At 43.9% G+C, this 20,990-nt stretch carries 21 protein-coding genes; 15 read left to right on the top strand and 6 right to left on the bottom strand.

From position 1 onward, the window contains the following. Positions 1 to 32: 32 nt before the first annotated feature. A complete protein-coding gene (locus NST85_RS09320) occupies positions 33 to 266 on the bottom strand; it encodes a DUF2249 domain-containing protein (RefSeq protein WP_127192587.1) in 234 nt (77 codons plus the stop codon). Positions 267 to 492: 226 nt separating this feature from the next. Between NST85_RS09320 and NST85_RS09325 the strand changes: the two genes are divergently transcribed. Both NST85_RS09325 and NST85_RS09330 read left to right on the top strand, forming a co-directional pair. Further along, entirely contained in the window at positions 493 to 1,209 is a 717-nt protein-coding gene (locus tag NST85_RS09325) for a YwiC-like family protein (protein WP_246054122.1), read from the top strand. A gap of 158 nt (positions 1,210 to 1,367) precedes the next feature. Further along, on the top strand, positions 1,368 to 2,702 hold the full coding sequence (locus tag NST85_RS09330; RefSeq protein WP_127192588.1) for a DRTGG domain-containing protein: 1,335 nt from the start codon (positions 1,368 to 1,370) through the stop codon (positions 2,700 to 2,702). Between the two features lie 35 nt (positions 2,703 to 2,737). Here NST85_RS09330 and NST85_RS09335 read toward each other — a convergent pair whose 3' ends face one another. The 3 genes from NST85_RS09335 to NST85_RS09345 all read right to left on the bottom strand — a co-directional run bounded on the left by NST85_RS09335 (position 2,738) and on the right by NST85_RS09345 (position 4,012). Continuing rightward, positions 2,738 to 3,037: a YtpI family protein gene (locus NST85_RS09335; RefSeq protein ID WP_127192589.1), complete on the bottom strand. Its 300-nt coding sequence runs from the start codon at positions 3,035 to 3,037 to the stop codon at positions 2,738 to 2,740. Between the two features lie 151 nt (positions 3,038 to 3,188). After that, positions 3,189 to 3,686: a hypothetical protein gene (locus NST85_RS09340; RefSeq protein ID WP_127192590.1), complete on the bottom strand. Its 498-nt coding sequence runs from the start codon at positions 3,684 to 3,686 to the stop codon at positions 3,189 to 3,191. Beyond that, complete coding sequence (locus NST85_RS09345; protein WP_127192591.1) at positions 3,683 to 4,012, bottom strand: YtrH family sporulation protein; 330 nt, start codon at positions 4,010 to 4,012, stop codon at positions 3,683 to 3,685. Before NST85_RS09345 ends, NST85_RS09340 begins: the two co-directional genes overlap by 4 nt. A gap of 151 nt (positions 4,013 to 4,163) precedes the next feature. Here NST85_RS09345 and NST85_RS09350 point away from each other — a divergent pair, with 151 nt between their 5' ends. The 8 genes from NST85_RS09350 (at position 4,164) to NST85_RS09385 (ending at position 13,519) form a co-directional block, all read left to right on the top strand. Continuing rightward, entirely contained in the window at positions 4,164 to 7,940 is a 3,777-nt protein-coding gene (locus NST85_RS09350) for a DNA polymerase III subunit alpha (protein WP_341189128.1), read from the top strand. 177 nt (positions 7,941 to 8,117) lie between these two features. After that, positions 8,118 to 8,615 carry a phosphatidylglycerophosphatase A family protein gene (locus tag NST85_RS09355; RefSeq protein ID WP_127192593.1) on the top strand — a complete coding sequence of 166 codons (498 nt, stop codon included), beginning with the start codon at positions 8,118 to 8,120 and terminating at the stop codon, positions 8,613 to 8,615. A gap of 141 nt (positions 8,616 to 8,756) precedes the next feature. Beyond that, positions 8,757 to 8,945 carry a glutamate decarboxylase gene (locus NST85_RS09360; RefSeq protein WP_127192594.1) on the top strand — a complete coding sequence of 63 codons (189 nt, stop codon included), beginning with the start codon at positions 8,757 to 8,759 and terminating at the stop codon, positions 8,943 to 8,945. Between the two features lie 81 nt (positions 8,946 to 9,026). Then, positions 9,027 to 9,920 carry an acetyl-CoA carboxylase, carboxyltransferase subunit beta gene (gene accD / locus NST85_RS09365; protein ID WP_127192595.1) on the top strand — a complete coding sequence of 298 codons (894 nt, stop codon included), beginning with the start codon at positions 9,027 to 9,029 and terminating at the stop codon, positions 9,918 to 9,920. Continuing rightward, positions 9,921 to 10,952, top strand: coding sequence for an acetyl-CoA carboxylase carboxyltransferase subunit alpha (locus NST85_RS09370; RefSeq protein ID WP_307393868.1), 1,032 nt, complete (start codon positions 9,921 to 9,923; stop codon positions 10,950 to 10,952). Positions 10,953 to 11,073: 121 nt separating this feature from the next. Next, on the top strand, positions 11,074 to 12,495 hold the full coding sequence (pyk, locus tag NST85_RS09375) for a pyruvate kinase (RefSeq protein WP_127192597.1): 1,422 nt from the start codon (positions 11,074 to 11,076) through the stop codon (positions 12,493 to 12,495). Positions 12,496 to 12,639: 144 nt separating this feature from the next. After that, positions 12,640 to 13,059: an acyl-CoA thioesterase gene (locus NST85_RS09380; RefSeq protein WP_127192598.1), complete on the top strand. Its 420-nt coding sequence runs from the start codon at positions 12,640 to 12,642 to the stop codon at positions 13,057 to 13,059. Between the two features lie 67 nt (positions 13,060 to 13,126). Then, positions 13,127 to 13,519 carry an FxsA family protein gene (locus NST85_RS09385; RefSeq protein ID WP_127192599.1) on the top strand — a complete coding sequence of 131 codons (393 nt, stop codon included), beginning with the start codon at positions 13,127 to 13,129 and terminating at the stop codon, positions 13,517 to 13,519. A 10-nt stretch (positions 13,520 to 13,529) separates the two neighbouring features. On the opposite strand, the gene ytvI is transcribed toward NST85_RS09385, so the two are convergent. Then, positions 13,530 to 14,648: a sporulation integral membrane protein YtvI gene (gene ytvI, locus NST85_RS09390; protein WP_127192600.1), complete on the bottom strand. Its 1,119-nt coding sequence runs from the start codon at positions 14,646 to 14,648 to the stop codon at positions 13,530 to 13,532. 405 nt (positions 14,649 to 15,053) lie between these two features. On the opposite strand from ytvI, the gene NST85_RS09395 reads away from it, so the two are divergent. From NST85_RS09395 to NST85_RS09415, 5 genes are all read left to right on the top strand, one after another. Further along, the gene (locus NST85_RS09395; protein WP_341189129.1) at positions 15,054 to 16,166 is read left to right on the top strand and encodes a citrate/2-methylcitrate synthase; all 1,113 of its coding nucleotides are present in this window, start codon (positions 15,054 to 15,056) and stop codon (positions 16,164 to 16,166) included. Positions 16,167 to 16,254: 88 nt separating this feature from the next. Beyond that, positions 16,255 to 17,550 carry an NADP-dependent isocitrate dehydrogenase gene (gene icd / locus NST85_RS09400; RefSeq protein ID WP_127192602.1) on the top strand — a complete coding sequence of 432 codons (1,296 nt, stop codon included), beginning with the start codon at positions 16,255 to 16,257 and terminating at the stop codon, positions 17,548 to 17,550. Between the two features lie 15 nt (positions 17,551 to 17,565). Continuing rightward, positions 17,566 to 18,507, top strand: a complete 942-nt coding sequence (mdh, locus tag NST85_RS09405) for a malate dehydrogenase (RefSeq protein WP_127192603.1) — start codon at positions 17,566 to 17,568, stop codon at positions 18,505 to 18,507. Positions 18,508 to 18,654: 147 nt separating this feature from the next. After that, on the top strand, positions 18,655 to 19,080 hold the full coding sequence (locus tag NST85_RS09410; protein WP_127192604.1) for a hypothetical protein: 426 nt from the start codon (positions 18,655 to 18,657) through the stop codon (positions 19,078 to 19,080). A 244-nt stretch (positions 19,081 to 19,324) separates the two neighbouring features. After that, positions 19,325 to 20,197: an SDR family oxidoreductase gene (locus NST85_RS09415; protein WP_127192605.1), complete on the top strand. Its 873-nt coding sequence runs from the start codon at positions 19,325 to 19,327 to the stop codon at positions 20,195 to 20,197. 108 nt (positions 20,198 to 20,305) lie between these two features. Here NST85_RS09415 and yfbR read toward each other — a convergent pair whose 3' ends face one another. Continuing rightward, positions 20,306 to 20,902 carry a 5'-deoxynucleotidase gene (yfbR, locus tag NST85_RS09420; protein ID WP_127192606.1) on the bottom strand — a complete coding sequence of 199 codons (597 nt, stop codon included), beginning with the start codon at positions 20,900 to 20,902 and terminating at the stop codon, positions 20,306 to 20,308. Between the last annotated feature and the right edge of the window lie 88 nt (positions 20,903 to 20,990).

The raw sequence follows: 20,990 nt of genomic DNA on the forward strand, positions 1-20,990 counted from the left end.
GCCAGACACTGAGATGTTTATAAATTCCGGCGTTAAACTTTGCCGATTTTAACTTGGAAATTTATCGGCCCTTGTTCGATATACTCCCATGTGAATTGTCCTGTGTGCATCGCTTCAAATTGAAATCGTAAAGGTAACGGATCATGATCATTCACTAGAAGCATAGCTTCTCCAGGTTGAAGAGCATTGTAAGCCGCGAAAATAGTTTGATGCTTCAAATGTGGTGGAAATTCAGGGGCATTGACGATTGATTTAAATTGACTCATGGATAAATCCTCCTGTTATTAGAAATTCAAAGTATTTGCGATCATTATATCAATCTAACAAGGCTTAATAGTGATATGAATCACCTATTGATAAACTCATCCAAATCTTATCCTGTTACTTCGAGAAGCTGTCAATTATGAAGTGATGTCAGTCACTATACTAATTCCAGTTACAATTAATATAATATTTATAATGGACATTAACTCGGATTGAGGGGGGAATAAGTTGAAATATTATATTCCAAATCAGCATGGGGCTTGGGCGATGTTAATCGTACCGTTTATGTTTGGGGTGATTGCTTCAACACCAAGCCCTCTGCATATTTTGCTGTTTGCATGTTGGTTGCTTATTTATTTGTTGATGTTCCCGCTGCTCCAGTGGATCCGTACTAGAAAGACGAACTTGTATCGAAATCCGATCCTATTCTATGGAGTGCTACTGATACCAGTAGCCATATGGCTCGTAATTCTTCGTCCTGATCTTATTCTTATAGCACTCATGTTTATTCCTTTATTTATCGTTAACGCCTATTATGCTAAGACAAAAAATGAGCGTGCATTATTCAACGATATCGCTGCTATCGTGCAGTTTAGTTTGATGGTGTTCATCTCTTTTAATATCGGAGGAGGCAATAATTACTCCGTTGCGATGGAATTATTCTTCATTAGTGTTCTTTATTTTGTCGGTACTGCATTTTATGTTAAGACGATTATCCGCGAGAAGAAAAATAAATCATTCTATTATTTTTCGATAGGATATCACGCTATCTCAGTATTACTATCTGCATGGCTCCTTCCTTGGTTGATGGTCGTGCCAGCTTCTATACTGTTAATACGAGCAGTTTGGTTACCCCGAACGAAGATTAGCGTGAAACAATCCGGAATCATGGAGATTGTTTATTCCATTATTGTATTAATGAGTGTTTGGGTCACTTACGGATAATAAACTAAGAGTTTTTTGGCCTGTGGGGTTCACCTCGGAGGTCTTTTTTTGTTTGCTAAAATAGTTCAAATGACGTGAGAGCGAGCTCCTTTTTTTAGAGTCCTATAATGTGTATAATAGATACAGAATAGTACAGATTTGAACGGGAGGTATAACAGTTGGAAGGGCATGAAGAAAGTGTCACCAAACACGAGCAGTTGCTTCAGCACATCGAAGGGCTTAAGGTTGGGACGAAGATATCAGTGCGGAAATTGGCTAAAAGCTTGGCTGTTAGTGAAGGGACGGCATATCGTGCCGTCAAGGAAGCTGAGAACCTTGGCCTTGTGATTACGAAAGAGCGGATCGGTACGGTGCGCGTGGAGAAGAAGCCACGAAATATATCCGACCAGTTATCATTCCATGACGTGGTTGAAATCGTTGAAGGGAATGTGCTGGGTGGCGGAGAAGGTTTGAACAAAACACTGCATAAATATGTTATTGGCGCGATGAAGATCGATGCCATGGCTCGATATATTGACGCAGGCAGTTTGCTCATTGTGGGAAACCGTGAGAATACCCACTCCCTTGCCTTAGAGCAAGGTGCAGGCGTATTAATAACCGGTGGTTTCGGAACAAGTAGAGAAGTAAAAGCATTAGCGGATCGGCTGTCACTGCCTATTTTTTCTACGCGACATGATACATTTACTGTCGCCTCCATGATCAATCGAGCGCTGTTTGATAGATTGATCAAGAAAAAAATCATGTTAGTTGAAGACATTGTTTCCACGAAGCCACGTGTGAATATGCTCAAAGTTACAAGTAACATTTCTGATTATGACCAGTTGTCATTGGAAACGGGACAGCAGCATTTTCCTGTGGTGGATGAATGGAATCGAGTGATCGGCATTATTAGCCGTAAAGACGTGGAAGAACTGAGTGGAGATCATAGTATTGAGAAGTGTTTGACGCGGCATCCGATTACGGTAGGTATGCAAACTTCACTAGCTTCAGCTGCACAAATCATGGTATGGGAAGGGATCGACTTCTTACCTGTAGTTGATCGCAATCGGAAGCTAGTCTCATCAGTGACACGTAGGGAAGTGTTACAGGCGATGCGTGATGCTAGGAATCAACCGCAGCTCGGAGAAACGTTTGAGCATCTGATGTGGAATGGGTTTGCTGAGGAACGGGATGAAGTAGGTAAGCTATTTTTCCACGGAATGGTTACACCACAAATGTCAAGCGATCTGGGCACCATTTCACATGGGGTATTAACGTCGTTGATGACACAGGCAGGGCTCAGAGCTGCTAAGGATATGAGTGGAGGGGATTACGTAGTAGATAATCTAACCAATTACTTCGTCCGACCTGTTCAAATCGAGAATCCGATTGTGATTACGCCGTTTGTACTAGAAATGAGCCGCCGGGCGTGTAAGCTGGAGATTGTCATGACCCATCAAGATCATTTGGTCTCGAAGACCATAATGACGCTGCAATCAATCGACCACGCATAACAAGATGAAGTTTATATTATAGAGGTTACTCTACTCTATTCCGCCTTACGACGCGAGAACATGCTATGATTGCGAATCCCTGCGAAGATGTTAAACGCACCAAGCACCATAAACAGAGCTCCAATCACAACGCGAAGTGATGAACCGCTGAACACAAACATTTGAATCAGAGCTAGGACGATGAGCATGGATCCCATACTAATGTTCATTTTGGCGGCGTAAAGTCCACGAAGTGCTCCGTCGAGCGATCTGCGGGACCGGAAACTGAAAACTAGTGAACTGATACAAGAAATGATTAGTCCAGCGTACAACACGTATTGAATGATCTGTGTCATGAGATTAGAGGCTCCTTTTTATATAATCTATCTTTCCAGCTCAAAACCATAATTAGAGCTTGTGAAAACAGCTATTCACTCTACTGTTTTTTCAAGAAATAGTTTAAGTTTTGAGCTGTATTTCTATTATTAATTATTGTAGCATGAAAAATCAGCTCCGGACATAAGGCTTCATATCTACCCAGACTTGCAGTACGCCTTCACTAACCAGCATCGTCTTGATTTGAATACTGTATTCCTTATCGCGAACGGCGTAAATTTTCTTGTTTAATAACGTTCGGGTCATTTTGGCATCGGAATCGATTTCAAAAATGCTTCTACCACGAAGTACTTCAAGTTCCTCATGAAGTTGTTGCATGACTTCTTTGACGGCGAGTGAATCAAGCGGAGGATCACGTTCTTCTACGGTCACTTTGATTTCTTTGATCACCGTTGATCGTTTGCTATATTTCTTCAGTGTTTTATTGTCTTCTTCAGCCTGATGGAGCTGAATTTGTAGATCCTTGTTCTGTATCCATAAAGTGTTGTAGCTTGTCTGATAAATAACATTGTAAGCAACACTTCCTACAACCATTCCTAATACGAATATGGCAACAACCTGCATGAACCTCCGGAACCCTTTTAGTGTCGGTCGGTTGGTTCCATTCATCCCCGACTTCCTCCACACATCCATCTCACAAGTTCCGAGCCCATGTGGGCACCCATAAAGGCAAAAAGCAGATACAGAATCTGCTTGATCGCTGGAGATAAGTTTCCATCAAAGAAATTGCTTTCGATAACTCGCATGGGGTCAATGGTTCCCCCAACCGCGGCAGCTAGCGCCCATATTTTGATGCGATCGGCAACATCTAACATGGTCTGAGTTGGTGGTTGTAGGGATACTACAGCTCCGATTCCACCAACCATTGCCCCTCCCAGTACGATGCCAAAAGCGATAAAAAAGTCCATGACTGCTTTGGTTAAGAACGTACTCATCTTTGCTAATTCCCCTTTCAGCGAATGATCGTCGCCGGGCCAAGTTTCGCTTGTCCGGTCCTACTACCTATTCTATGGGCGCATTTGAGCTATGTATGATAAAATATTTTATAGATAATATAGATTTATTTTCCCGAAAGGAATGGAACTTATGGACGGCTTTGTTCATCTGCACGTGCACAGCGAATATAGCCTGCTGGATGGCGCCGCCCGGCTTGAAGATCTCGTGAAGAAAGCTGTTGACTCTGGCATGAAGGCGCTAGCGTTGACGGATCACGGGGTGATGTACGGGGCGGTTCCTTTTTATAAATTATGTAAAGCCAACGGCATTAAGCCGATTATTGGATGCGAAGTGTATTTTACCTCGGGGTCTCGTAAGGAACGAGGCAGCCGTAAGGATCAGCCAATTCATCATTTGATTCTACTTGCCAAGGACGAAACCGGTTACCGTAATCTCATGAGACTCTGTTCGATTGGGCATTTGGAAGGATTCCATTACAAACCTCGGATTGACTGGGATGCACTGGAGCGTCATAGTGAAGGGCTTATTTGTCTGAGCGCCTGTCTTGGCGGAGAAGTCCCGCAGCATTTGTTGCATGGCCGATATGAGGAAGCAAAGAAAGCGGCCTTGCGCTATCAAGCAGTTTTTGGTGATGATTTCTATTTGGAGTTACAGGATCACAGTATCCCGGAACAGAAACGAGTGAACCCTGAACTCGTGAAATTGTCCCTGGAAACAGGAATTTCCCTTGTTGCTACAAATGATGTTCATTATCTCGGCAGAGAAGATGCCGAGGTTCAAGATGTACTTATTTGCATCGGAACAGGCAAAACGGTGGACGATGAGGACCGGTTCAAGATGACGACGAACCAATTGTATTTTAAAACAGGAGCCGAGATGGCGGCTTTGTTTCCTCATATTCCCGAAGCCATTGTGAATAGTGGACTCATCGCAGATAAATGTAATTTAGAGCTAGAATTTGGTCGTCACATTCTCCCTGCTTATTCTCCGATCCCTGATGAGATGAACGCGGAGTCTTATTTGGCCGCACTTTGTGAGAAGGGACTTTCAGATCGATATAGTCATCTCGAAGCATGGAAGGATGATGAGGAACAGAGCAAGCTTCGGCAGCGTTTGAATTATGAATTGGAAGTCATCCGCAATATGGGGTTCTCTGATTATTTTCTAATCGTGTGGGATTTCATTGCCTTTGCGCATCGTGGTGGCATAGCTACAGGACCTGGGCGGGGGTCTTCAGCGGGGAGCATAGTCGCTTATGTCCTGAAGATAACGGATGTTGATCCAATGAAGTATGCGCTGTTGTTTGAACGTTTCTTGAACCCAGAACGGATTACGATGCCCGATATTGATATCGACTTTAGTGATGAACGACGAGATGAAGTCATCGCTTATGTATCGGAAAAATACGGATCAGAACATGTAGCACAAATAATTACGTTTGGTACGATGGCAGCTCGGGCTGCGGTTCGTGATGTTGGACGAGCACTTAATGTTCCGTTCGGTGAAGTGGACAAGGTAGCGAAGCTTATCCCGGGTAATCTAGGGATGACGATACAACGTGCATTGAAAGAGAGTACAGACCTGAAGGCTCTGTATGATGGTCAGGCACGGATCAAAGTATTACTTGATATGGCTATGAAGGTGGAGGGCATGCCACGACATGCGTCTACACATGCTGCAGGTGTCGTGATTTCACGTGATCCATTGACTGATGTCGTACCTCTACAAACGGGGAGCGAAGGAACGGCGCTTACGCAATACTCCATGGAGAACCTAGAAGCAATAGGTCTACTTAAGATGGACTTTCTTGGTCTACGTACCCTATCTATCATAGAACGGTGTATGTCTTGGATCGGAGAGGAACTAGGAAGTGTACCTGACTTTAAGTTAATCCCAGATGATGATGAGCTAACTTACGCTATGCTAGGACGCGGGGAGACGACCGGAGTATTCCAATTGGAGTCTGCGGGGATGCGGCGTGTATTGCGTGATTTGAAACCATCAGAGTTCGAAGATATTATCTCTGTTCTAGCATTATATCGTCCGGGTCCAATGGAATTTATTCCGAAATATATTGCGGGTAAACATGGAGAGATTACTGTGGATTATCCTCATCCGGATCTGCAACCGATTCTCAAAGACACACACGGTATTATCGTGTATCAAGAGCAAATCATGCAAATTGCATCTAGGATGGCTGGCTTCTCGCTCGGCGAAGCCGACCTGCTAAGACGTGCGGTATCGAAGAAGAAGCGGGAAGTGTTGGACGAACAACGTAGTCATTTTGTAGCCGGAAGTAAGGTTCAGGGTTATACCGAGGACGAGGCGAATGTAGTGTACGATATGATTGTCAAATTTGCCAATTATGGATTTCCACGTGCTCATGCCGCCGCTTATGGTGTTCTTGCGTTTCAGACTGCTTATTTAAAGGCACATTACCCCGTACATTTTATGGCCTCGATGCTTACGGCTGTAATGGGCAATCATCGCAAAGTTGCAGAATATATTCTCGAATGCCGTCGAATGGGGATAACGGTAATGCCACCAGATGTTAATGAAAGTGGCGTGTTATTTACACCTCAGGTGCAGCATATGAATGATAACGTAGCGAGCGCAGATGTTGAAATTAAGGGTAAGAATGGGATGGAAGAACCGGATGAAGAGCCCGCTACGGTAGGTGTTTCTTCAACTGGAACTACCCTCGGAGTGATTCGCTTCGGTCTTGCAGCAATCAAAAATGTGGGGACACAGGCAATGGAAAGTATTCTGCATGAGCGTCTTGAAAGACCTTTTGATAGTCTGCTTGATTTCTGCCGCCGTGTCGATTTACGCGCATGTAATAAGCGAGTGATTGAATCACTCATTCAAGCTGGTGCATTCGATTCTTTGCCAGGACACCGTGCACAATTGCTCGCAATGCTCGATGAAAGTGTTGATGCGGCTCTGAAATGGCGTAAGGAAAGGGATGATTTACAGATCCAATTATTTGATTTTGTGGAAACACCTAACTGGGACATCCAATATCCGAATATTCCAAGTTTCTCTGTAGGTCAGCAATTGGATCTGGAACGTGAGCTCTTGGGGTTGTACCTGTCGGGCCACCCGCTCGATGATTATGATGATTTGCTTGATCAAGAAGGAATTGATCGATTAATGGAGCTTGCAGAAGCGCCGGATGAGAGCCGTAAAATCGTCGCTGGTATGGTCGTTACGGTAAAGACTATTATGACCAAGCAAGGAAAAGCCATGGCCTTTATGGAGCTTGAAGACCAGATTGAACGCTGCGAAGTCGTGCTATTCCCTGAAGTATGGCGGCGCTGCTCAGCGTTGATTGGCAAAGGGGCGTTGCTCGCACTTCGTGCCACGGTCCAGCAGCAAGACGAGGGCTTCAAGCTGCTGGCTGATGAGGTGGTGGCACTGGACGCGCAGAATCTCACGCAATTGCAGCGCGCTGCTGCTGCTCGTGGCCCTGCGCGGGGGCCAGCGCGAGGGGGCAACGGTGCTGGCAAGCCGCCAACGTCTGCTGCAACGAAGGCGCGCAAGGGCGAGGACACAGCGCTGCCCCCTGCAATAGCAGGCAATGAGCCGTCCCCCGCGACCGAAGGGACCGGTGGGGGAGACGCGGTGAGCGTACCGCCGTCTACGCAGCAGCAGGGCAGGCACGAGCGGAAGACGCAGGCACAGCGCGTCTTCATTAAGATTGCGGCCGCGAAGGAGAATGCGGCCCTGCTTGAGAAGCTGAAGGCGCTACTTGCGCTCCATCAGGGTCCTATGGGGACCGTGCTCTTCTACGAAAGCACCGGCAAGCTGCTCGCTTTGAATGAGCGTTATAGCATTAAGCCGTCACCTGAATTGTTCAGTCAAATGGAGGACATGCTGGGTCCAGATACCGTAAAAGTAAAATAGATAAAAAATTAGGTCCGTTCTTCGATAATTAATCGGAGTTCGGACTTTTTAATGAACATTTTGGGAACCTCGCGCATACACTTAGGAACACGATAGGACAAAGTCCGAAATCATTATTCTGGTGGAAGTTGAAAATGGACTATTGCAGAATTCTGACGAGAATGCGGAGGGATAATCATGTCATTTGAAATTGCGGAAGCCCAGTTGCTTCGTAGAGGTGTTAAACTTGGAGATATTGCGGAAATAGTACATTCACTACAAATTGTATATAATTCGGAACTAACGTTGGAAGAATGTCTGGACAGTGTTAAGGCCGTGTTGCACAAGCGTGAGGTGCAGTACACTTTATTTACGGGAATTGCTCTAGATGAATTAGCAGAGAAGAAGTTGCTTCCTGAGCCATTGCAGGCCATTATGGAGGCAGACGAACCACTTTATGGAGTAGATGAGACGATGGCGCTCGGAATCACAAGTGTATTCGGCATGATCGGGCTAACTAGCTTCGGCTACTTGGACAAGGTTAAGCCTGAAATTATTGGTAGGTTGAATGATATGGGAGAGCAGATCCATGTGTTTCTAGATGATTTGGTGGCGGGGCTTGCCGCCGCAGCCTCGGCACGGATCGCTCACAAGAGTCCGAAGGCTAACGATTATCAATCCCCAAAGCAAGTTTGAAGCACGGGCTGGTCATCGGATGAAGGCCGGGAAATCCGGCCTTTGGTATTTGTTGCGGGAAATTTGAAAATTATGTTATCATTATTCTATTAAACGGGTAAACGGGCTCAGAAGTAAAGGTAAGGGGGCTTAGGAAAGGACATGTGGACAGTCATTTATATTGCGCCTACCGCGAAAATTACAGATATGATTAAAATGAGACTCACAGAAGAAGGCTTTCTTGTCCAAACACGTCCCGTCAATTTATCAAAACAGCAGTTTGAGATTTTAGTTCCTTCAGGAGAACTTGAGGAAGTTCAAGAAGTATTAAATTTAATCCTTCATCCCTGAGGAAGGAGTAGGCAAATCATCGAACAATAGATCCTTGACTGTAGATGTAGCCAATAAATTTACGGCTGAAGAGGTGTAGTTGTGTTTAAAGATTTGTTTCAGAAGAAGAGGAAATACGCGACCATTCCTTCAGAGCGCCTAGGAAGCAATGATAGTTCGCAATCGCAAGATCGTCCAAAGCGTGAAGTTCCAGAAGGTTTGATGAATAAGTGCGGCAACTGCGGCAGCATTCAATATAGTAAAGAACTGGAGAAAAATTTAAAGGTCTGTCCTTCATGTGGATATCATATGCGGTTAAACGCCATGGACAGAATTAAGTTCACTGTGGATGAGGGCACCTTTGTCGAATATGATGAAGATTTGGTCTCGGTGGACCCGCTTACATTTCCTGGATATGCCAGCAAGCTGGAACAGCAGACTCTGAAATCGGGTCTACGTGAAGCCGTCATTACTGGGCAAGGAAGCATCGGTGGATTTGAAGCAGTTGTTGCCATTATGAGCTTTGATTTCTTCACAGGTAGCATGGGTTCAGTTGTGGGTGAGAAAATTACACGAGCCATCGAAGCTGCAATTGAGAAGTCTCTTCCGTTAATTATCTTCTCCACCTCTGGTGGTGCACGGATGCAGGAGAGTATTCTCAGTCTAATGCAGATGGCTAAGACTAGTGCGGCACTGTCACGACTCCATGAAGCAGGTGGGCTATATATTTCGGTCATTACGGATCCAACAACAGGAGGCGTATCGGCCAGCTTTGCTATGCTTGGAGACATTATTATAGCTGAGCCTGGAGCGGTATTCGGTTTTGCCGGAAGAATTGTTATTGAGCAAACCATTCGCCAGAAGCTTCCTGACGACTTCCAGACAGCGGAATTCAATCTAGAGCATGGCCAGCTTGATCTGGTCGTCCACCGTAAAGAGATGAGAGCAATGCTTTCCAAACTGCTTGATTTGCACGGTGGGAAGGGAGGAGTCTAAGTGGCTGGGGAATTACCTTTTGAGAGCCCACTAGTTAAGCTGCGTGAGAAGATTCAAGAACTTGAGCAGTTTGGTAGCGAGAAGGAAATCGATTTCGGCGATGAAATTGCGCGGTTGGAAGAACGTTACCGTCAACTTGAGGAAGAGATATACACCAATATTTCGCCCTCACAGAAGATGCATGTGGCCAGACTTCATCAACGCCCTACTTCGCTAGATCTGATTCAACTAATATTTAATGATTTCGTCGAATTGCATGGTGACCGTTTGTTCGGGGATGATAAGGCTATCGTTGGTGGAATAGCCAAACTGAACGATATACCAGTTACGGTATTGGGACAGCAACGTGGCAAAGACACCAAAGATAATATTGCACGTTTCTTTGGAAGCGCACATCCCGAGGGTTTCCGCAAATCGATGCGACTCATGCAGCAAGCTGAAAAGTTTGGACGTCCGATTGTGACGTTTATCGATACAAAGGGAGCCTATCCGGGTATTACCGCTGAAGAGAGAGGGATCTCGGAAGCGATTGCCCGCAATTTAATTGGTATGGCGAAGCTTCGTGTGCCTGTCATTTGTGTTGTCATTGGTGAAGGGGGGAGTGGTGGAGCTCTTGCGTTAGGCGTGGGCAATCGCGTTCTGATGCTAGAAAATGCCATTTACTCTGTAATTTCACCTAACGGTGCTGCCTCCATTTTGTGGAAGGATGCTTCCAAAGCAGATCAAGCTGCAGAAGCGATGAAGATTACCGCTCAAGATCTTCTTGAAATGGAAGTTATTGAAGGGATTATTCCTGAACCACGTGGAGGAGCCCATCGAGATTATGAAGCTACTGCTTCGGCAATCAAGAATGCTCTGCTTCATCATTTTGAAGAACTAGCACTTCTTGGTCCGGACGAGCTTGTCGAAGATCGTTATCGGAAATTCCGTAAGATTGGACAATTTTCCGAAGGCGGCAAAATAAACCACCACAAAAAGGAAGAAAAAGAAGAAGTAACTATTATAGAATCGCCTTTAGTGGGTAATGAATAGTAAGATTGCATTATTTGAGAAGAATATGACGAATATCCTATACAAATCGAACGAACTATAGTAAATTTAGTTGTTGGTAAAGGTGATAATAGAGAGAACTAATAAAACGGAGGAAACCCAAATGCGCAAAACAAAAATCGTATGTACAATCGGTCCTTCTAGCGAGTCGTTAGAAAACATCAAGAAGCTTATTATGGCCGGAATGAATGTCGCTCGTCTAAATTTCTCACATGGTGACTTTGAGGAGCATGGTGCTCGTATCAAAACAATCCGTGAAGCGAGTGCAGAACTGGGGAAATCAATCGCCATACTGTTGGACACGAAAGGTCCTGAAATCCGCACAGGCAAACTTAAAGAAGAGCCGATTGAGCTAGTGCAGGATGAGTTTATCACTCTGACGACCGAGGAAATTCTCGGCGACAAAGATCGCATCTCCATTACGTACACAGATCTTCCAGGAGATGTAGAAGTCGGCTCGACTATTCTTATTGACGACGGATTAATTGGTCTTACTGTTGTTGATATTCAAGGTACGGAGATCAAATGCCGTATTGTCAACGGTGGTACGATCAAGAGTAAGAAGGGCGTTAACGTTCCAGGTGTGGATATCTCCCTTCCGGGTATCACAGAGAAAGATGCTAACGATATCGTCTTTGGGGTCGAGCAAGGCGTCGATTTCATTGCCGCATCCTTCGTACGCAAAGCTAGTGACGTTCTTGAAATTCGTCAATTGCTAGAGCGCCACAATGCAGCAAATATCCAAATCATCTCCAAAATTGAAAACCAACAAGGTGTTGACAATTTGGATGAAATTTTGGAAGTATCCGATGGATTGATGGTAGCTCGTGGTGACCTTGGTGTAGAAATTCCTGCTGAAGATGTGCCATTGGCGCAAAAACAAATGATTGCTAAATGTAATCTTGTAGGTAAACCGGTTATTACAGCTACACAAATGTTGGATTCCATGCAACGTAATCCTAGACCTACACGCGCTGAAGCGAGTGACGTGGCTAATGCCATTTTCGACGGTACAGACGCAATTATGTTGTCTGGGGAAACAGCTGCAGGTAAATATCCAGTTGAATCAGTTCTGACTATGTCTCGTATCGCTGAGAAAGCAGAATCTGCTTTGGAATATCGTGAAATCTTCATTAAACAAAGTAATGCACAACAAACAACTGTTACTGAAGCGATCAGCCAATCGGTAGCCAATTCTGCTTTGGAGTTGAATGCTAAGGCAATCATTACTTCCACAGAAACAGGTTATACAGCTCGTATGGTATCTAAATACCGTCCTAAAGCTCCGATTATTGCTGTAACAACAGAAGATCAAACTATGCGTCGTCTTGCATTGAACTGGGGCGTTACACCTGTTAAGGGTAATGTTGCTTCCTCTACGGATGAAATGTTCGATAAAGCGATGAAGGGCGGTCTTGATTCCGGTATCGTTAAAGAAGGCGATCTTGTTGTAATCACAGCAGGAATTCCACTTGGACGTTCTGGTTCGACTAACCTGATCAAAATTGGTCAAGTTCGCAAATAGTAATTCAGTCAAATAATTCATTGTTGAAATAAATAATAGTCGGAAACGACAATTCAGAAGGAGCAATGGGGAGCCGGCAACGGAATCCATTGCTTTTTTTGCAAAATAAAATAGGGATCTCAATTGGGAGGAGTTGCAAGTATTATGTTTGTTAGCGAACTAACCATTCTACCTAAATATTCTGAATTTGATATGATGGGGATCATTTATCATGCCAATTATCTCGGATGGTTTGAAATGGGGCGGACTAAATTGTGCCAGGATCTTGGGTTTGAATATTTTGATATGGAGCAAGCAGGGTATATTTCACCCGTTCATGAGATGAAGGTGGAATATAAGCGTGGGATAACCTATGGGGATCGTGTGCTTCTCAGGACATGGATAAGGGAAAATGGTGGTGTCAAGACGGTTTATGGGTATGAAGTTGTGGATGGGAACGGTATAGTGCGTGTGGAGGGAACTTCTTCTCACTATGTCGTGAGGAAAGAAGATTTCAAGCCCGTACAGTTCAAAAAAGTATTCCCAGAATGGTATGCTGCCTTCGAAGAGGCGAGTAAATTTTGATTAAACCAGGGCGAAGCGTTAAAATACTTCTATGAGTAGGAAGCATTACTTATAAAGGAGTTGAATTATGCGTAAATGGATGATCTTATTAATTATTCTGGTTCCCACTGTTGAATTCTGGGCTTATGTAGAGGTTGCAGAAAGGTTGGGTATTGGAAAGACGATATTTCTTACTTTGGCCACCTCGGTCATTGGGGGATTAATGATGCAATTCGAGGGGCGCAAAGTGTTAGTTGATGCCAAGGCTCAAATGAATGGTGGACAAATTCCAGGTAGAACAATGCTGGATGGGATTTGTGTTTTTGCTGGAGGGCTACTATTGCTCTTGCCAGGTTTCTTTACAGATATCATTGGATTCACGATGGTGTTTCCGTTGACGCGTCCGTTATATCGCTTACCATTGATGAAGTGGATTAGTAAGAAAATGAAGGATGGATCTATTACGTATTTCCGACGCTAAAAAATAATGTTCATCTCAGTCTACCGCTGAGTATGTAATTTCTTAGATCGTGAAGTACTCCTGCGCGGGAAATCGCGCCAAAGACGACTAAGGATACCGGGCCAATAATAAGACCGAGGACTCCAAATAATTTCATTCCAACGAACATCGAGATGAGTGTGGGTAGTGGCTCGATCCCGACGTTGCTTGCTAAGATTTTAGGTTCAATTAATTGCCTTGCAACCAAAATGATACCATACAGAATCGACAACCCTATTCCGAGTTGTATGTCCCCTGTCATAAAGGCATAAAGTAGCCAGGGGGCCATAATTGTACCGACACCTAGGTAAGGTAGTAAGTCGACCGCCCCGATAAGTATGGCGTAAGTGAAGGGGGAGTCGACGTGTAGGATTAACAGCCCGATGAATACGATACTGGCAGTTATAGAAATCAATATAAATTGTGCACGGAGATAGCCAAAAAAGGCTTTTTGTAAATCCCTCCACACTTCCCCGGAAGTTTGACGAAAGGGTGCTGGAATAATGCCCCTCAAAATGGTCATGTTCTTATCCCAATTGTTGCTAATAAAAAATGTAGCAAGAAGAATCACACTAACAATAACCCCGAGACCTGGTAATGAAGCGATCAGATTTATGATGCCACTTAACAAAACGGTCACTATTCGTGATACGGCAGAACCTATCGTGGCGGCGGTATTATCGATATTTTTGGTGATTGTGGTGCTGTATCCGGGATTGTTGGCCACGAAGGTGTTGATTTCGCGAATGATCTTTTGTATTCCGTCACTCTGGCTCCAATCTATAAACCATTTTCTCCATTCCGCAAGATGTACATCCAACGTCTCCGCTAAGTGAATCAACTCTTGAAGAAGCCGAGTGATTGCTGCCGTGAGAACGATTGCTGCAGCTCCCCAATAGATCATGAGTCCAATAAGGACAGAGAGCCACTTGGGTAGCTTGAATGCAGTACGCAACCAGTGGACAAACGGATTCATGGCATATGCGATTAACCAGGCGATGAGGAAGGGGTACACCAGTGGGGTTAACCAATATATAGAAAAAAATATTGCTATTAGGACTATGCATACCCAAGTACCTCGTAGCACTCGTTTGGCAATTACGTTATCCATACGTTATTCTCCTTCGTGGTACATGCCTCTCTTCTCTAATACCATATTATTCGTCTTAGATTAGTATTCCGAGAATCGCTAGAATTGATAGATCGACACACAATATACAACTGTCGGCGTTTCATCACACAATTAACGACTCGTTGTGACAAAAATCATTGTGCTTCTGAAATCGTTTACAAAATTAATTTATGATTGCGATAAAACAATTTGATATATGGAGTGGGACTCTAGGATGTTCCCTTGCCTCTTGAAATCCAGTATGATGATTTAGAAGGATGTAAATGGCTTAGATTCGCGCTATTCAGATGGTTTTTATCTAACTACGAAAATTTTAAACTTTCAAATTGGAAATGTTTACATGAGCCTATTGCTCAAATTCGCTTTATAAAGGAGAGATGTACTATGACAGCTACTAAAGGCCTCGAAGGCATTGTGGCAGCGACTTCCTCGATTAGTTCCATTAACGATGGCGTACTTGCTTACCGCGGAATTAATATCGACGAATTGGCGGAGAATGCTAGTTATGAGGAAACCGCTTATTTGCTTTGGTATGGCAAATTGCCTACGAAATCTCAATTGTTGACCCTACAGGATCAACTCAGCGAATATGCTGCGGTACCTCAGCCACTTTTAGACCAAATGAAGTTGTACCCTAAAGATGCAAACACGATGTCTGTACTGCGGACGACTGTTTCGGCTCTTGCTTTGTATGATGATTCGGTAAATGATAATTCACGGGAAAGCAACCAGAAGAAATCGATCAAGTTACAATCTCAAATTCCGACGCTTATTGCAGCGTATGCCCGTATCAGGGAGGGTAAAGAACCAATAGCTCCACTAAAAGGTGTATCTATTGCTCATAATTTCCTCTACATGTTATCGGGAGAAGAACCTGATGAAGTCGCGGTTAGCGCTCTGGATCAGGCGTTGGTGCTACATGCCGACCATGAACTTAATGCTTCTACATTCTCGGCACGTGTCACGATCGCTACTCTTTCGGATATTTATTCTGGTGTTACTTCTGCTATTGGCACATTGAAGGGTCCATTACATGGGGGAGCTAACGAAGCTGTCAGCCAAATGTTGAGTGAAATTGGCACATTGGACCAAACGGAGTCATATATTCAAGCTAAGCTTAATAATAAGGAAAAAATTATGGGTTTTGGTCACCGTATCTATAAGAATGGGGATCCACGTGCTAAACATTTACAGAAGATGTCCTATGAGCTTAGTTTGTTAAAGGGCAACTCGACTTTGTATGATATTTCGATCAAAGTGGAAGAGATTGTTACCGGACAAAAGGGACTTAAGCCGAATGTAGATTTCTATTCTGCATCTGTCTATACACAACTGGGGATTCCGCGGGATTTGTTCACGCCGATCTTTGCAATCAGCCGTCTATCCGGGTGGACAGCACATATTCTGGAGCAGCTAGATGACAATCGGATTATTCGTCCACGCGCTGACTATACGGGACTTAACAACCAACATTACATTCCAATTGAATTGAGATAGAGAGTTCGAGCGGAAACAGGAACGTATTCTATGTTAGAATGAAGATCGTACGTGTTTTAACTAACTATACAAGGAGGAAAATATATCAATGTTGAAATTAGAAAAGTTTAACCTTCCTACCGAGGGTGAAAAGATTCAAATACAGGACGGCAAGTTGTTGGTACCAAATAACCCGGTTATCCCTTTTATCGAAGGTGATGGTACAGGGCGCGATATTTGGAAAGCATCTAAGCGTGTGCTGGATGCTGCTGTAGAGAAAGCTTATAACGGCGAGAAAAAGATAGCTTGGTATGAAGTTTTTGCTGGAGAGAAAGCTTACAATACATACGGAGAGTGGCTACCAGGCGATACGCTGACAGCAATCCGTGAGTTTATCGTAGGCATTAAAGGACCACTTACAACACCAATTGGTGGTGGAATTCGTTCACTGAACGTAGCATTGCGTCAAGAACTTGATTTGTATGTATGTCTTCGTCCTGTGCGTTATTTCGATGGGGTACCTTCTCCAGTGAAACGTCCGGAACTTGTAGATATGGTAATTTTCCGCGAAAATACAGAAGACATTTATGCGGGGATCGAATATAAAGAAGGTTCCGATGAAGTCAAAAAAGTGCTCGCATTCTTACAGAATGAAATGGGCGTGAAAAATATCCGCTTCCCAGAAACGTCGGGTATCGGTATCAAACCGGTATCAGAAGAAGGTTCCAAACGCCTCGTTCGGGCAGCGGTACAATATGCAATTGATCATGAACGGAAGACTGTGACGCTTGTCCATAAAGGAAACATCATGAAGTTCACGGAAGGTGCCTTTAAGAACTGGGGTTATGAAGTAGCTGAAGCGGAATTTGGCGATAAAGTGTTCACTTGGGCGCAATATGATCTGATCAAGGAAGAATCCGGAGTTGATGCTGCAAATGCGGCACAAAAAGCGGCGCTTGATGAAGGTAAAATTCTGATTAAGGATGCGATTGCTGACATTGCATTGCAACAAGTATTAACCCGTCCGACTGACTTCGACGTGATTGCAACGTTGAACTTGAACGGAGATTACCTCTCCGATGCTTTGGCAGCTCAGGTTGGTGGAATCGGTATTGCTCCAGGAGCAAACATTAACTATGTCACTGGTCATGCTATATTTGAAGCAACTCACGGTACGGCGCCGAAATATGCTGATCTCGATGTGGTAAATCCGGGGTCTGTCATTCTGTCCGGCGTAATGATGTTTGAACATCTCGGTTGGCAGGAAGCTGCAGACCTTATTTATAAAGGTTTGGAAACGTCAATCAATAACAAGACGGTTACGTATGATTTTGCCCGACTGATGGATGGTGCTACTGAAGTTAAATGTTCTGAGTTTGCAGACCAAGTCATCAATAATATGTAAGGGGTCCTGACCAAAATGGCAATTTCTCGTAAGAAAATAACGGTTGTCGGTGCAGGATTTACGGGAGCAACAACGGCTCTGATGCTTGCACAAAAAGAACTCGGTGACATTGTGTTACTTGATATTCCGCAATTGGAGAATCCTACAAAGGGTAAAGCGCTTGATATGCTGGAAGCGAGCCCAGTTCAGGGCTTTGACAGTAAGATAGTAGGTTCTTCTTCTTACGAGGATGCTGCGGATTCCGATATTGTCATTATTACAGCAGGAATTGCTCGGAAGCCAGGGATGAGTCGTGATGATCTCGTCCATACGAATGCGGGGATTATTACTTCCGTTTGTGAGAACGTGAAGAAATATTGTCCGAATTCTATAGTTATCATTTTGAGTAACCCGGTAGACGCTATGACGTTTGCTGCCTTTAAGAGCTTGGGTTTTCCGAAAAATCGTGTTATCGGTCAATCCGGTGTGCTAGACACGGCTCGTTACTGTACATTTATCGCACAGGAACTTAATGTTTCTGTGGAAGATGTACGTGGGTTTGTGCTTGGTGGACATGGAGATGACATGGTACCGCTCGTTCGGTATTCAAGTGTTGGCGGTATCCCGATTGATACGCTTATCTCTGCAGAACGAATTGAAGCGATTGTTCAACGCACACGCGTTGGCGGCGGTGAGATTGTTAACTTACTTGGTAATGGCAGTGCCTACTATGCTCCAGCGGCTTCACTAGTGCAAATGACAGAAACCATTCTCAAGGATAAGAAGCGAATCATTCCTGTCATTGCCTTATTGGAAGGCGAGTATGGTTTTGATGGTTTGTTCCTTGGAGTTCCAGTCATTCTTGGTGGTGATGGAATCGAGAAGATCTTTGAGTTGGAACTGACGGTCGAGGAGAAGAGTGCACTTGATAAGTCAGCGGATTCTGTACGTCAGGTTATCTCTGTGGTGAAGGGCTAAGAAGTTAGATAGTACTTTCACTTATTTGCTATAAGAGCATTGCTAAATTTAAACCTCCCATTTTGGGAGGTTTTCTTTTCTTTATTTCGGTTAATAGTTATAATAGAGTATGATATATCTAATTGACATTAAGGAGCGAGGGAATTTATGTATAAGGTTATGTTGTTTCTGCATATCGTTGGAACGTTAGCACTTGGATTTTATTTGGTGCTACCTTTTGTGCTTGGCACAGTTAGTAAGTTATCTCTTGCGGCACAAGAAGGAACTGTATCGGCGGTTAAATCGCTGAATCGTTATGCTCAATATGGATTGGTGATCCAACTTCTTACGGGTGGATATATGATCAGTAAAGGGGAATATTCAGTTGCTTGGATGATCGTCGTTGTGGTTCTATTTTTGGCGATTGCTGCACTGGGTGGAATTATGGGCAAACCACTTCGACTTGCTCTTGAAGGAATTCGTCAGAAGAAGAGCATTACTGCATATGCTGGTAAGCTTACCACGTTAAGCACTGCTCTTTCACTTGGTGTTCTGTTGATTGTTTTCCTCATGGTTTATAGCTCAATTATCTAAATCAGCTAGGGGATTGTTATTCTTCAAAGCTAGTTGTAGCATCGAGAAATCGCTCAATGGGACCGTTACTGGTATTTTCAGTAGGCTGCCCAGAGAGCGATTTCTTTTTTTTGACCGGCTATAACATAATGTAGACAAATCATGTGGCATAAGCTCCGCTAAGTGGGTAATTCTATATTGGATAAGCAAGTTGCATCAACTAACCAATACACAATTACTTCAAGATGAGAAAGGAGCATGTGGGATGTCTGGAAATCAACCAAGTAATAAACAAACAATGCCACCACAGCATCAAAATCAACAACCAGGAATTGAGGAGGAGATGAGCCCTAAACCAGAATACGAGCGTTCTCATCACGCTGGGGGAAGGTTGCAGAACAAAGTAGCGCTTATTACGGGTGGAGATAGTGGTATAGGGAGAGCAGTGGCAGTTGCTTATGCGAAGGAAGGTGCAGATGTTTCCATCGTATATCTTAATGAACATGAGGATGCGAAGATAACGAAACAAGAGGTTGAACAGGAGGGACGTAAGTGTCTTTTGATCCCTGGAGATATCGGTGATGAAGCCTTCGCAGGACAAGCCGTGAGTCAAACGGTTGAGAAGCTCGGAGGCTTGGATATTCTGATTAACAATGCCGCAGAACAACATCCGCAGCAGGATATTACAGATATCACGGCCCAACAATTAGAGAAAACGTTTCGAACTAACATTTTTTCAATGTTCTATCTGACCCAAGCAGCTATGCCGCATCTGAAAAAGGGAAGTTCCATCATTAATACGGCCTCAGTTACCGCTTATAAAGGAAATCCTACGCTGATTGATTATTCATCTACCAAAGGAGCGATTGTTAGCTTTACTCGCGCATTGTCTATGAATATCGTCGGTAAAAAAGGCATCCGTGTGAATGCCGTAGCTCCAGGACCAATTTGGACGCCGCTTATTCCTTCTACATTCGATGAGCAGCAGGTTGCGACATTTGGTGGAGATACCCCGATGCAGCGCCCGGGTCAGCCTGAGGAAGTGGCACCTGCCTATGTATTCCTCGGTTCTGACGATTCTTCATATATTAGCGGGCAAGTTATCCACGTTAATGGTGGTGAAATTGTAAATGGCTAACGGCTAAATCTAATTTCATTGGCGTCGGATACAATAACAAACACCCTATCCCAGTAAAATCGGAGATAGGGTGTTTGCTACATAAGAATAAGTAAGCATCTATTTTCGTTACGATAACTCATCTAATGTCATTTCGAAACTGGGTGCAAAATGCTCTAGGAAATAATGAACTTCCGGCAACGCAAGCTGCTTAAGTTTCTCTTGTATTTGATCCTTGGCCACAGCAAACTCTCGATTGCCGGCAGTTAGTTCCCAGGCACATTTGAGGTAAGCATCAAGGCTATCGGCAGCTTTGACATAGATCATGAGTTCTTTGTCGCTGATTTCACCGTTGTCTTTACCAGGAGACAATAAGTGGTCATACGTAGACTTCAATTCTGAAGGAACCATCGAAAGTAATCGTTCTGCAGCGATATCTTCCATTTCTCTGAAATTAGATAATAGACGAGGATTATGATGCTTCACGGGTGTAGGAATATCGCCAGTAAACACTTCAGTCGCATCATGGAATAGGGCAAGAGTTGCTGCGCGTTCTGAATTTAATTGGCGACTGAATATACTATTTCCAATTTCGCAGAGTAGATGAGTTAGTAAAGCAACGTGATAGGAATGCTCAGCGACATTCTCGGTCTTTGTGTTACGCATGAGGCTCCAACGTTTAATGGAGCGAAGCCGGTACATATAAGCGGAAAAGTGATAGCTCATCAGTGATAAACCTCGCTTTATATTGGTTAAATTTTGTATAGAAATTGTCAGCCTGTTAAATTGTATTATGTTATTATAAATCTAATAA

Origin of the sequence: Paenibacillus sp. FSL K6-2524 (genome assembly GCF_038005525.1) — a bacterium.
In the GTDB taxonomy this organism is placed as follows: Bacteria; Bacillota; Bacilli; order Paenibacillales; family Paenibacillaceae; genus Fontibacillus; species Fontibacillus anaericanus.

Coding starts and splice junctions, on each gene's coding strand:
- NST85_RS09410 (WP_127192604.1), top strand. CDS start 18,655: ATGTATAAGGTTATGTTGTTTCTGCATATCGTTGGAACGTTAGCACTT.
- NST85_RS09380 (WP_127192598.1), top strand. CDS start 12,640: ATGTTTGTTAGCGAACTAACCATTCTACCTAAATATTCTGAATTTGAT.
- ytvI (WP_127192600.1), bottom strand. CDS start 14,648: ATGGATAACGTAATTGCCAAACGAGTGCTACGAGGTACTTGGGTATGC.
- NST85_RS09335 (WP_127192589.1), bottom strand. CDS start 3,037: ATGACACAGATCATTCAATACGTGTTGTACGCTGGACTAATCATTTCT.
- NST85_RS09385 (WP_127192599.1), top strand. CDS start 13,127: ATGCGTAAATGGATGATCTTATTAATTATTCTGGTTCCCACTGTTGAA.
- NST85_RS09360 (WP_127192594.1), top strand. CDS start 8,757: ATGTGGACAGTCATTTATATTGCGCCTACCGCGAAAATTACAGATATG.
- yfbR (WP_127192606.1), bottom strand. CDS start 20,902: ATGAGCTATCACTTTTCCGCTTATATGTACCGGCTTCGCTCCATTAAA.
- NST85_RS09415 (WP_127192605.1), top strand. CDS start 19,325: ATGTCTGGAAATCAACCAAGTAATAAACAAACAATGCCACCACAGCAT.
- NST85_RS09350 (WP_341189128.1), top strand. CDS start 4,164: ATGGACGGCTTTGTTCATCTGCACGTGCACAGCGAATATAGCCTGCTG.
- NST85_RS09355 (WP_127192593.1), top strand. CDS start 8,118: ATGTCATTTGAAATTGCGGAAGCCCAGTTGCTTCGTAGAGGTGTTAAA.
- mdh (WP_127192603.1), top strand. CDS start 17,566: ATGGCAATTTCTCGTAAGAAAATAACGGTTGTCGGTGCAGGATTTACG.
- icd (WP_127192602.1), top strand. CDS start 16,255: ATGTTGAAATTAGAAAAGTTTAACCTTCCTACCGAGGGTGAAAAGATT.
- NST85_RS09340 (WP_127192590.1), bottom strand. CDS start 3,686: ATGAATGGAACCAACCGACCGACACTAAAAGGGTTCCGGAGGTTCATG.
- NST85_RS09345 (WP_127192591.1), bottom strand. CDS start 4,012: ATGAGTACGTTCTTAACCAAAGCAGTCATGGACTTTTTTATCGCTTTT.
- NST85_RS09395 (WP_341189129.1), top strand. CDS start 15,054: ATGACAGCTACTAAAGGCCTCGAAGGCATTGTGGCAGCGACTTCCTCG.
- pyk (WP_127192597.1), top strand. CDS start 11,074: ATGCGCAAAACAAAAATCGTATGTACAATCGGTCCTTCTAGCGAGTCG.
- NST85_RS09320 (WP_127192587.1), bottom strand. CDS start 266: ATGAGTCAATTTAAATCAATCGTCAATGCCCCTGAATTTCCACCACAT.